This window comes from Streptomyces sp. NPDC007162, assembly GCF_040634175.1.
Lineage (GTDB): Bacteria > Actinomycetota > Actinomycetes > Streptomycetales > Streptomycetaceae > Streptomyces.
Genome location: NZ_JBEYFC010000029.1, coordinates 23,539 through 34,929 on the forward strand (window position 1 = coordinate 23,539; position 11,391 = coordinate 34,929).

The 11,391-nt window shown below is 70.8% G+C and carries 11 protein-coding genes; 8 read left to right on the top strand and 3 right to left on the bottom strand.

From position 1 onward, the window contains the following. The first annotated feature begins 56 nt into the window (after positions 1 to 56). From ABZ646_RS05885 to ABZ646_RS05900, 4 genes are all read left to right on the top strand, one after another. Positions 57 to 1,427: a sensor domain-containing protein gene (locus tag ABZ646_RS05885; protein ID WP_360513356.1), complete on the top strand. Its 1,371-nt coding sequence runs from the start codon at positions 57 to 59 to the stop codon at positions 1,425 to 1,427. A 124-nt stretch (positions 1,428 to 1,551) separates the two neighbouring features. After that, positions 1,552 to 2,259: a response regulator transcription factor gene (locus ABZ646_RS05890; RefSeq protein WP_360513338.1), complete on the top strand. Its 708-nt coding sequence runs from the start codon at positions 1,552 to 1,554 to the stop codon at positions 2,257 to 2,259. A gap of 199 nt (positions 2,260 to 2,458) precedes the next feature. After that, positions 2,459 to 4,399, top strand: a complete 1,941-nt coding sequence (locus ABZ646_RS05895; RefSeq protein ID WP_360513340.1) for a 2-oxoacid:acceptor oxidoreductase subunit alpha — start codon at positions 2,459 to 2,461, stop codon at positions 4,397 to 4,399. Further along, the gene (locus ABZ646_RS05900; RefSeq protein WP_360513342.1) at positions 4,392 to 5,453 is read left to right on the top strand and encodes a 2-oxoacid:ferredoxin oxidoreductase subunit beta; all 1,062 of its coding nucleotides are present in this window, start codon (positions 4,392 to 4,394) and stop codon (positions 5,451 to 5,453) included. The genes ABZ646_RS05895 and ABZ646_RS05900 overlap by 8 nt, the downstream gene beginning before the upstream one ends. A 61-nt stretch (positions 5,454 to 5,514) precedes the next feature. Here ABZ646_RS05900 and ABZ646_RS05905 read toward each other — a convergent pair whose 3' ends face one another. After that, positions 5,515 to 5,913 (bottom strand): helix-turn-helix domain-containing protein, encoded by a 399-nt coding sequence (locus ABZ646_RS05905; protein ID WP_360513344.1) that lies wholly within the window; start codon positions 5,911 to 5,913, stop codon positions 5,515 to 5,517. 92 nt (positions 5,914 to 6,005) lie between these two features. On the opposite strand from ABZ646_RS05905, the gene ABZ646_RS05910 reads away from it, so the two are divergent. From ABZ646_RS05910 to ABZ646_RS05920, 3 genes are all read left to right on the top strand, one after another. After that, complete coding sequence (locus tag ABZ646_RS05910) at positions 6,006 to 6,860, top strand: SDR family oxidoreductase (protein WP_360513346.1); 855 nt, start codon at positions 6,006 to 6,008, stop codon at positions 6,858 to 6,860. Positions 6,861 to 6,978: 118 nt separating this feature from the next. Further along, complete coding sequence (gene rarD, locus ABZ646_RS05915; protein ID WP_360513348.1) at positions 6,979 to 7,974, top strand: EamA family transporter RarD; 996 nt, start codon at positions 6,979 to 6,981, stop codon at positions 7,972 to 7,974. Positions 7,975 to 8,005: 31 nt separating this feature from the next. Continuing rightward, positions 8,006 to 8,470 carry a VOC family protein gene (locus ABZ646_RS05920; protein WP_360513350.1) on the top strand — a complete coding sequence of 155 codons (465 nt, stop codon included), beginning with the start codon at positions 8,006 to 8,008 and terminating at the stop codon, positions 8,468 to 8,470. A gap of 24 nt (positions 8,471 to 8,494) precedes the next feature. Here the strand turns inward: ABZ646_RS05920 and ABZ646_RS05925 are convergent, their stop codons facing one another. Continuing rightward, positions 8,495 to 9,613 (bottom strand): tetratricopeptide repeat protein, encoded by a 1,119-nt coding sequence (locus ABZ646_RS05925; RefSeq protein WP_360513352.1) that lies wholly within the window; start codon positions 9,611 to 9,613, stop codon positions 8,495 to 8,497. Between the two features lie 211 nt (positions 9,614 to 9,824). Between ABZ646_RS05925 and ABZ646_RS05930 the strand changes: the two genes are divergently transcribed. Beyond that, complete coding sequence (locus ABZ646_RS05930) at positions 9,825 to 10,412, top strand: NAD(P)H-dependent oxidoreductase (RefSeq protein ID WP_360513354.1); 588 nt, start codon at positions 9,825 to 9,827, stop codon at positions 10,410 to 10,412. Between the two features lie 34 nt (positions 10,413 to 10,446). Here the strand turns inward: ABZ646_RS05930 and ABZ646_RS05935 are convergent, their stop codons facing one another. Next, complete coding sequence (locus ABZ646_RS05935) at positions 10,447 to 11,280, bottom strand: ABC transporter permease (RefSeq protein ID WP_360513358.1); 834 nt, start codon at positions 11,278 to 11,280, stop codon at positions 10,447 to 10,449. Positions 11,281 to 11,391: the final 111 nt, after the last annotated feature.

An 11,391-nucleotide genomic window follows, 5' to 3' on the forward strand; every position in this document is an offset into this window, starting at 1 on the left:
GGGTGGAGGTACAGCAGGACAGGGCCGAGGTGACTGGACAGGACGGGACGGCGGCGATGGCCACGGAGTACGGACAGGGACACGGGTACGGGCAGGAGCGCGGGTACGGCCACGACGATGAGCCGTACGAGCCCTACGGGGAGCGTCGGCGCCGGGTGCCCGCCGTGCTGCGGGCGCCGTTCGAGGCACGCAGCCTGCGCGAGTTCGGCTATGTGCTGCTGGGCCTTCCGGTGGGCGTCGCACTGTTCGTGTGGACCGTGACGATGTTGTCCCTCGGTGTCGGGCTGCTGGTGACCTTCATCGGGATCCCGCTGCTGGCGGTGGCCCTCGCCGGGTGCCGGGGCTTCGGGGCGCTGGAGCGGGCACGCGCGCGTGGGCTGCTGAAACTGGAGGTGGCGGACCCCGAGCCGTTGCGGATGCGCAAGCCGGGGTTCTTCGCCTGGATGGGCGCGGTGCTGAAGAGCGGCACGTCCTGGCGTCATCTGCTGTACGCGGTGCTGCAGTTCCCCTGGTCGATGTTCTCGTTCGTCGTCGCGCTCAACCTCTGGGTGTACGGCTGGGCCCTGTTGACGTATCCGCTGTGGTTCTGGGTGTTCCCGGTGTACGCCGGGCAGGGCGGGATCCAGCTGTACGGCGACGCGCATCACAGCGTCTACGTGGACAACCCGTTCGAGATCACGGTGACGGTGCTGGTGGGGCTGCTGTTCACGCTGGCCACTCCGTGGATCGTGCGGGCGTTGACGATGGTGGACCGGGTGATGGTGCACGGGCTGCTGGGGCCGTCGAGGCTGGCGTCGCGGGTGGTGGAGCTGGAGTCGGACCGGGGGGTGGTCGTCGACACGGCCGCCGCCGACCTGCGGCGGATCGAGCGGGACCTGCACGACGGCGCGCAGGCGCGGCTGGTGGCACTGGCCATGGATCTGGGACTGGCGAAGGAGAAGCTGCGGGAGGATCCGCAGGTCGCGGCGCGGATGGTGGACGAGGCGCACGGTGAGGTGAAGACCGCGTTGCAGGAGCTGCGGGATCTGGCCCGGGGGATTCATCCGGCGGTGCTGACCGACCGGGGGCTGGACGCGGCGCTGTCCTCCGTCGCCTCGCGGTGCACGGTGCCGGTGCGGGTGGAGGTCGACCTGGTGGAGCGGCCGGCGGCGGCCATCGAGGGGATCGCGTACTTCACGGTGTCCGAGCTGCTGCAGAACGTCAGCAAGCACGCGCGCGCGAGTGGGGTGACGGTGGACGTGTGGCGGAGCGAGGACCGGCTGATGCTGCAGGTCGTGGACGACGGGGTGGGGGGTGCGGACACGACCAGGGGATCGGGGCTGGCGGGGCTGGCCGAGCGGCTGGACGCGGTCGACGGGATCCTGGTGGTGGACTCACCGGCGGGCGGGCCCACCCGGGTGACGGCGGAGCTGCCCTGGCGGCGCTGAGGGCACGGATCCGCCCCCGCCGCCCCGGCTTCGTCGCCGCCACTCGATTTTGGCTCGCGTCCTCCCCTACCCGCACGCACTGCGATCCGAATGCTGGAATGCTGGACTTTCGGACAGGGCAGGCATGTACGCCGGACGGGGTGTGGGGGGCCGCGAGATCGTGGAGGACAGGGTGCGGGTGGTCATCGCCGAGGATTCCGTGCTGCTCAGGGAGGGGCTGACCCGGCTGTTGACCGACCGGGGGCATGACGTCGTCGCGGGCGTCGGGGATGCGGAGGCACTGGTCAGGACCATCGCCGAGCTGGACGCGCAGGGCGCGCTGCCGGACGTCGTCGTGGCGGACGTGCGGATGCCGCCGACGCACACCGACGAGGGGGTGCGGGCCGCCGTACGGCTGCGCAAGGCGCATCCCGGGCTCGGGGTGCTGGTGCTGTCGCAGTACGTCGAGGAGCGCTACGCCACCGAACTGCTGGCCGGGTCCAGCCGGGGCGTGGGATACCTCCTGAAGGACCGGGTCGCGGAGGTGCGGGAGTTCGTCGACGCCGTGGTGCGGGTCGCCGACGGAGGTACGGCGCTCGACCCGGAGGTGGTGGCGCAGTTGCTCGGGCGCAGCCGCAAGCAGGACGTGCTGACCGGACTGACCCCGCGGGAGCGGGAGGTACTGGGGCTGATGGCCGAGGGACGGACGAACTCGGCGATCGCGCGGCAGCTGGTCGTCAGCGACGGAGCCGTCGAGAAGCACGTCAGCAACATCTTCCTCAAGCTCGGCCTCTCCCAGAGCGACGGTGACCACCGGCGTGTTCTGGCCGTTCTGACCTATCTGAACTCCTGACGGGCGGACACCGTGTCGGCACCGGAAGGCAGCCAGGGGGAGGGAAAATCATGACAAGCCAGGGCGAAAGGTCGTCTCGAAACACCGTCCAGCATGCGAGCAGGCACGGGAAGGCGACCCTAACCGACGTAGGGTTGAAGGTGGGTTGGTCCGTGGGACGGCCAGGCCCCGGCAGCCGCCTCGAAGGAGGTCCAGTTCAGTGACCAGCCAGGTCAGCAGGACAACGGAACAGGCCGATGGAACAGCCGACGGGACCGTCGTCGGAGAGCAGCGCAGGCCGGGCGGCGTGAAGTCCGTCCGGCGCCTGGACCGGGTGATCATCCGGTTCGCGGGGGACTCGGGTGACGGTATGCAGCTCACCGGCGACCGCTTCACGTCGGAGACGGCGTCCTTCGGCAACGACCTTTCGACCCTCCCCAACTTCCCGGCCGAGATCCGGGCCCCGGCGGGCACCCTGCCCGGGGTGTCGTCCTTCCAGTTGCACTTCGCCGACCACGACATCCTCACCCCGGGTGACGCGCCGAACGTGCTGGTCGCGATGAACCCGGCCGCTCTGAAAGCCAACATCGGCGATCTGCCGCGCGGCGCGGAGATCATCGTCAACACGGACGAGTTCACCAAACGGGCGATGCAGAAAGTCGGCTACGACACCTCGCCCCTGGATGACGGCTCACTGGACGGTTACAGCCTTCATCCGGTGCCGCTGACCACGCTGACAGTGGAGGCACTGAAGGAATTCGACCTCACCCGCAAAGAGGCCGAGCGCAGCAAGAACATGTTCGCGCTCGGCCTCTTGTCATGGATGTACCACCGGCCGACCGAGGGCACGGAGAAGTTCCTCAAGCAGAAGTTCGCCCGCAAGCCCGAGGTCATGAACGCCAACCTGGCGGCCTTCCGCGCGGGCTGGAACTTCGGCGAGACGACGGAGGACTTCGCGGTCTCCTACGAGATCGCGCCGGCGACGACCGCGTTCCCGGTCGGCACCTACCGGAACATCTCCGGAAACCTGGCCCTGGCCTACGGCCTGGTCGCGGCGAGCAGGCAGGCGGAGCTGCCGCTGTTCCTCGGGTCGTACCCGATCACCCCGGCCTCCGACATCCTGCACGAGCTGTCCAAGCACAAGAACTTCGGCGTGCGGACCTTCCAGGCGGAGGACGAGATCGCCGGTATCGGTGCGGCGCTGGGGGCGGCCTTCGGCGGTTCGCTCGCGGTGACGACGACCTCCGGCCCCGGGGTGGCGCTGAAGGCGGAGACGGTCGGGCTCGCGGTCTCCCTGGAGCTGCCGCTGCTGGTCGTCGACATCCAGCGCGGCGGGCCGTCCACCGGGCTGCCGACCAAGACCGAGCAGGCGGACCTGCTCCAGGCGATGTACGGCCGCAACGGCGAGGCGCCGGTCCCGGTGGTCGCCCCGCGCACCCCCGCCGACTGCTTCGACGCGGCGCTGGAGGCGGCCCGGATCGCGCTGACGTACCGCACGCCCGTGATGCTCCTGTCGGACGGCTACCTGGCCAACGGCAGCGAACCCTGGCGGATCCCGGAGCTGACCGAGCTGCCCGATCTGCGGGTGCGGTTCGCGAGCGGACCCAACCACACCCTGGACGACGGCACCGAGGTCTTCTGGCCGTACAAGCGCGACCCGCAGACCCTCGCCCGCCCCTGGGCGGTCCCCGGCACGCCCGGTCTCGAACACCGCATCGGCGGCATCGAGAAGCAGGACGGCACCGGCAACATCTCCTACGACCCCGCCAACCACGACTTCATGGTCCGCACCCGGCAGGCCAAGATCGACGGCATCACCGTCCCCGACATCGAGGTCGACGACCCGGACGGCGCGCGCACGCTGGTGCTGGGCTGGGGTTCGACGTACGGCCCGATCACGGCCGCGGTACGACGGCTGCGCGCGGCCGGTGAGCCGATCGCGCAGGCGCATCTGCGTCACCTGAACCCGTTCCCGAAGAACCTCGCCGCCGTGTTGAAGGCCTACGACAAGGTGGTGATCCCTGAGATGAACCTCGGTCAGCTCGCCACCCTCGTCCGGGCGAGGTACCTGGTGGACGCGCATTCGTACAACCAGGTCAACGGCATGCCGTTCAAGGCCGAGCAGCTCGCCGCGGCGCTCAAGGAGGCCATCCATGACTGACGTCACCGACGGACTGCTCCAGCTCGTGCCCAAGGCCGAGGCCAGACAGTCCATGAAGGACTTCAAGTCCGACCAGGAGGTGCGCTGGTGCCCGGGCTGCGGTGACTACGCGATCCTGGCGGCCGTGCAGGGCTTCATGCCGGAGCTGGGGCTGGCGAAGGAGAACATCGTCTTCGTCTCCGGGATCGGCTGCTCCTCCCGGTTCCCGTACTACATGAACACCTACGGGATGCACTCCATCCACGGGCGGGCGCCGGCGATCGCCACCGGACTCGCCACCAGCCGGCGGGACCTGTCGGTGTGGGTGGTCACCGGTGACGGCGACGCCCTGTCCATCGGCGGCAACCACCTCATCCACGCGCTGCGCCGCAACGTCAACCTGAAGATCCTCCTCTTCAACAACCGCATCTACGGGTTGACGAAAGGCCAGTACTCACCCACCTCCGAGGTCGGCAAAGTCACCAAGTCGACACCGATGGGTTCGCTGGACGCCCCCTTCAACCCGGTGTCGCTGGCGCTCGGCGCCGAGGCCTCCTTCGTCGCCCGCACCATCGACTCCGACCGCAAGCACCTGACCGAGGTGCTGCGCGCGGCCGCCGCCCACCCGGGCACGGCCCTGATCGAGATCTACCAGAACTGCAACATCTTCAACGACGGCGCCTTCGACGCTCTCAAGGACAAGCAGTCGGCCGAGGAGGCCGTGATCCGCCTGGAGCACGGCCGGCCCATCCGCTTCGGCACGGACGGCGCGCGCGGTGTCGTACGGGACCGGCTGACCGGTGACCTGGCGGTGGTCGACGTGACCGCGGACAACGAGTCCGAGATCCTCGTCCACGACGCTCACTCCCCGTCCCCCACGACGGCCTTCGCGCTGTCCCGGCTGGCCGACCCCGACACCCTGCACAACACGCCCGTCGGCGTCTTCCGCTCGGTGACACGGCCCGTCTACGACGTCCAGATGTCCGAGCAGCTGGACACCGCGGTCGGGCAGCACGGCAAGGGCGACCTCGCGGCGCTGCTGGCCGGCGGCGACACCTGGACGGTCGTCGGCTGATTCGGGGCGGCCGCGAGCGGGGTCCGGACGGCGTGTCCGGGCCCCGCCGCGCGTGGCGCGCTCAGGCCTTCCTCGCCTCGTCGTACGCCTCGCGCGCGCGTTGCACGTCCGCCATCCGGCGCTCGGTCCACAGGGCCAGGTCCCGTACCTGCCGGGCCGCCTCGCGGCCGAGGTCGGTGAGGGAGTAGTCGACGCGGGGCGGGATGACGGGTTGGGCGTCCCGGTGGACGAGGCCGTCGCGTTCCAGCGTCTGGAGGGTCTGGGTGAGCATCTTCTCGCTGACCCGGCCGATCGCGCGGCGCAGTTCGCTGAAGCGGTGGGGCCGGTCGAGGAGTTCCATGAGGACGAGGACGCCCCAGCGGCTGGTGACGTGCTCCAGGACCAGCCGGTGGGGGCACATCGCCTCGCCTGCGACGTACTTCCCGGGTTCCGGGGAGGCTTCGGGGGTGCTTACCGTCATGCAAGTACCTTACTTCAAGGTGGGTACTTTCTTCTGGTTAGCGCAGCCCCTAGGGTTAGTGGCAACGGAACCCCACAAGGAGATCGCACACCATGAGCATCGTTGTCACCGGAGCCACCGGACAGCTCGGCCGCCACGTCGTGAACCAGCTGCTGGAGAAGGTCCCTGCCGAGCAGATCACCGCCGTCGTGCGCGACGAGGCCAAGGCCGCCGACTTCGGCGCCAAGGGCGTGAAGATCGCCGTCGCGGACTACAACACCCCGGAGACCTTCGACGGCCTGTTCGCCGCCGGCGACAAGGTACTGCTGATCTCCGGCAACGAGTTCGACAAGGGCCGTCCGGCCCAGCACCAGGTCGTCATCGACGCCGCCAAGGCGGCCGGCGTGGCCCTGCTCGCGTACACCAGCGCCCCGGGCAGCCTGAAGGCCACCCTGGTGGACGACCACCGGGCCACCGAGAAGGCGCTGCTCGCCTCCGGCCTGCCGTACGCGCTGCTGCGCAACGGCTGGTACCACGAGAACTACACCGAGAACCTCGCCCCGGTCCTGGAGCACAACGCCGTCGTCGCGGCCGCCGGTGAGGGCCGCGTCTCCTCGGCCTCCCGTGCGGACTACGCGGCCGCCGCGGTCGCCGTGCTGACCGGTGAGGGCCACGAGAACCAGACGTACGAGCTGGGCGGCGACACCGCCTGGAGCTTTGCCGAGTACGCGGCCCTGATCGCCGAGCAGACCGGCAAGGAGATCGTCTACAACTCCGTGCCCGGCGAGGTGCTCCAGGGCATCCTGACCGGCGCCGGCGTGCCCGAGTTCTTCGCGGGGATCCTGGTCGGCGTCGACGAGTCGATCGCCAAGGGCGAGCTGGTCGTCGACTCCGGCGACCTCTCCCGGCTGGCCGGCCGCCCGACCACCCCGCTCTCGGAGAGCCTCGCCGCCGCACTCAAGGGCTGACCTGCCCGGACGACCCCGCCCCGTCTGTCATGACCGTATGCCGATTCGGCCATGACAGACCGGGGCGCTCGGCGCTACCTTCGTCCCGGTGTGCTGAACCAGGGGACGAGGAGGGCCGGTGGCCGAGATATCGAAGGGTGTCGAGACATCCAGGGGTGAATCGAAGGGCGAGCAGCGGGCGGGACTGCTGAACGGCATCGCGGCCTACGGGATGTGGGGCCTGGTCCCGCTGTTCTGGCCGCTGCTGAAGCCTGCCGGGTCGGTGGAGATCCTCGCCCACCGGATGGTGTGGTCCCTGCTCTTCGTCGCCGCCGCCCTGGCGTTCGTACGACGCTGGGCCTGGGCCGGCGAACTGCTGCGGCAGCCGCGCCGACTGGCCCTGGTGACAGTCGCCGCCGCCGTGATCACCGTCAACTGGGGCGTCTACATCTGGGCCGTGAACGCCGGCCACGTCGTCGAGGCCTCCCTCGGCTACTTCATCAACCCCCTGGTCACCATCGCCATGGGCGTGCTGCTGCTGAAGGAGCGGCTGCGTCCCGCGCAGTGGGCGGCCGTGGGCGTCGGCTTCGCCGCGGTGGCCGTACTGACCGTCGGCTACGGACAACCGCCGTGGATCTCCCTCGTCCTCGCCTTCTCCTTCGCCACCTACGGCCTCGTCAAGAAGAAGGTCAACCTCGGCGGCGTCGAGTCGCTCGCGGCGGAGACCGCGATCCAGTTCCTGCCCGCGCTCGGCTATCTGCTGTGGCTGGCCGGCCACGGCGAGTCCAGCTTCCTCAACGACGGCACCGGGCACGCGGCCCTGCTCGCCTCCACCGGCATCGTCACCGCCGTCCCACTGGTCTGCTTCGGCGCCGCCGCGATCCGCGTACCGCTCTCCACGCTGGGCCTGCTCCAGTACCTGGCGCCGGTCTTCCAGTTCCTCTGCGGCATCCTCTACTTCCACGAGGCCATGCCCGCGGAGCGCTGGGCCGGCTTCGCCCTGGTCTGGCTCGCCCTCTCCCTGCTCACCTGGGACGCGCTGCGCACCGCCCGCAGGGCCGCCCGCGCTCTCGCCGCGGCCTCCCTGCCACGGCCCACCGCGCCGCCGGCGGAGACTCCCGCGACTCCGGTGTGAGCCGTACGGCCGTCGGCTATAAGTGGGCGGCATGACGCAGACGCCCGCACCCCTGCACTGGAAGCTCGTCGTCGACGCCCGCGACCCGCACGGGCAGGCCGACTTCTGGGCCGCCGCGCTGCACTACGTGACCGAGGACAACAGTGCGCTCGTCGAACACCTGCTGGAGCTGGGCGCGCTGCCCGGCGCGGCCACCGTGGAGCACCACGGCCGCCCGGCCTTCCGCGACCTCATCGCCGTACGGCACCCGGACGACCCGTACGACGAGCAGCGCGGGACCGGACTGGGGCGGCGCCTGCTGTTCCAGCGGGTGCCGGAGGCCAGGTCCGGCAAGAACCGGCTCCACATCGACGTGCACGCCGCGGAGGGGAAGCTGTCGGAGGAGGAGGCACGGCTGGAGGCGCTGGGCGCGACCGTACTGCGGCACGTCTCCGAGCCGGCCGGCGCGTGGACCGTGATGGCCGACCCGGAGGGCAACGAGTTCTGCGTGCAGTAACGGGCGCGCCGGGCCTGAGGTGGCTCAGGCGTTCTCCGCCGCGCGGCGGGCGCGTTCCGTGAGGCGGCCCATCCGGGCGCGGGCCGAGTCCAGTTCCTCGACGTCGCCGGCCGCCGGGCCCTCCTCGGTGGTGAGCTGCGTCCACAGGTCGATCAGGTCACGGCCGAGGCGCAGCCCCTGCTCGGGGTCGCGCACCGCGCGCCAGGCGGTCGCCGCGCTGCGCACGTTGCCGTACGCCCCCTCGGCGTCACCCGCGCGGCGGTGCTGCCGGGCCACGTCGAGGGAGAGGTGGAAGGCGCGCTCCGGGTCGCCCGCCAGGTAGGCGATGTACGCCGTCAGGCCGCGCAGGTGCAGTACCTCGGTGTGGCCGTCGCCGAACGCCGCGGAGGCTTCGGCGACGGTGTGCTCGGCGAGTTCGGCGGCCGTCTCGATGCGGCCCGTCCTGACGGCCTCGTTGATCCGCGCCACCGATTCCGTGAGCAGCGCGGCCCCCTCCACCGTCACGGTCACGGGCTCGTCCCCGAGCACCTCCTCGGCGATCGCGTCGAACCCGCGGGCGGGGGTGTGCCCGGGGTCGGGGTCGAAGGCACGGACGACTTCGGGGGCCATCAGGGGTTCCGGGCGGGACTCCGGACGAAATCCGGGTTCCGGGCGGAGTTCGGGTACCGGGCGGGGTGACGGCAGGAGTTCGGTGGCGGCCTGCGCCGGTACGACTGCCTGGGCGGGCGTCCCGTCCATGGTGGGCGGCGGGCCGAACACCCCGGTCGGCGTCCGGACCGTGCCGGGGACCACCGGGTCCGTTGACGCTGCGTCCGTGTGCGCTGCGGCCGTGCCCGCTTCCGCGGGCGCGGCCATCCGTACCGGGTCGCCGGTGAAGCTGCTGGAGCCTTCCAGGTTCACCCGGAGGCGGACGACGAAGCCGATACGGGCGTCGTGGACGGTGGCGAGGACGGGACGGCCGGTGGCGCGGGCGAGCCGCTGCAGGTGGTTGAGGACCGTCTGCTGCGGTTCCTCACCGGGCGCCGGGAACAGCGGCACCCCGTCCACGGTCGCGGCGGCGCCCGTCACACGGACCTCGACCGGTTCCGCCGGCTCGGCGTCCTGCTGAGCTTCCCGCTTCGTCTCGCGGCTGAGTCGGGACATCGGCCCTCATTCCCCCGGCGTCACCGTCCGGTCGTACCCGTGCGTACCGTCCAGTCTGGCCGCTCACCCCGGCTCACGCGTCACCACGACGTCACAGCCTCGCATCAGGAAGGGCCTCAGAAGAAGTCGCGCGGCCTCTGGCCAAAGTTCATGCATGTGCATAAGATGCACGCAATTCTATTTGTCGTGCGCCGTTCACCTGGGGGATCTCATGACGCGCCGTTTCCTGTTCGTGCTGGGCAGCGCCCGTCCGGACGGCAACACCGAGCTGCTGGCACGCCGAGCCGCCGACCAACTGCCCGCCGACGTCGAGCAGCAGTGGATCAGCCTCGCCGAACACCCACTGCCGGACTTCGTGGACCTGCGACACGACAGCGACCATGTGCGCGCGCCCTCGGACAGCGCCGCCGGTCTGCTGCTCGACGCCACGCTCGCGGCGACGGACATCGTGATCGCCTCACCGGTGTACTGGTACTCGGTGTCCGGCCTCACCAAGCGCTACCTGGACTACTGGTCGGGCTGGCTGCGCACGCCCGGCATCGACTTCCGGCAGACCCTGGCGGGGCGCACCCTGTGGGGGGTCGCCGTGCTGGCGGGCCACGAGCCGTCGGTCGCGGACCCCTACGTCGGCCTGCTCAACAACTCGGCCGCCTACCTGGGCATGCGCTTCGGCGGGGTGCTGCTGGGCAACGGCAGCGCGCGTGGTGACGTGCTCGGGGACGCCGGGGCGCTGGCCCGGGCCAAGGAGTTCTTCGCCACGGAGGCGCCGCCGGCCCGGTTCGCCCACGCGTCGGCCTGAATGGCGCGCGGTGACCGGGCTAGGCGTGACCGGGCTACGCGGTGATGTCCCTCGTCGTGAAGCGCGCCCAGGCCGCCGAACCGAACACCGCCGCGTACAGGGCCTGCAGTTCGAGGTTTCTGACCAGGTCGTGCCAGTAGACGGGATCACGCACCAGGTCGGCGAAGGACAGCCAGTAGTGCGAGAAGAAGTACGGCTGGAGCGCGTGCAGCTGGGGTATCTGGTCGAGGATCTGGACGGTGATGAGCAGGCCGACCGTCGTCGCCATCGCCGCGATGCCGCTGTTGGTGAGGGTGGACACGAACAGTCCGAGGGCGGCGATACCGGTCAGCGAGGCGGCGACCACGAGGGCGATCAGCAGGGCTCGGCCGAGGCCCTCGGCGAAGGAGATCCGGGTGCCCGAGATGGTCGTCAGGTCGCCGAGCGGGAAGAGGAGCGCGCCGACGGCGAGGGCGGAGGCCGCCACCACCAGGGTGGCCAGCAGGCAGAACGCCATCGTCGTCGTGTACTTGGCGAGCAGCAGACGGGTACGGCCGGCGGGGGCGACCAGCAGATAACGCAGGGTGCCCGCGCCGGCCTCGCCCGCGATCGCGTCGCCGGCCACCACCCCGACGGCCATCGGAAGGAAGAACGGAAGGGTCGCGGCCAGCGCCGTGAACACCAGGAACAGGCCGTTGTTGGTGACCTGCGAGATGAACGCGGGCCCTTCGCCGCCGCCCCGGCCGGCCTGGCCGTCACCACTCGTCTCGATCTTCACGGAGATGCCGACCAGGATCGGCACCGCCGCCAGGACGCCCAGCAGCGCGAGGGTACGCCAGCGCCGCAGCGTGGTGACCAGCTCGCTGCGCAGCAGCCCGAGGGTCCACAGCGGGTTCGCCCGTACGGCCGGACGTGGGGGGGGCGGGGCCCGCCCCCCCGCCGCACCGCCGCCCCGCCCCACAACCAGCGGCCGCGAACACCCACCCACGGAGAGCCCCCC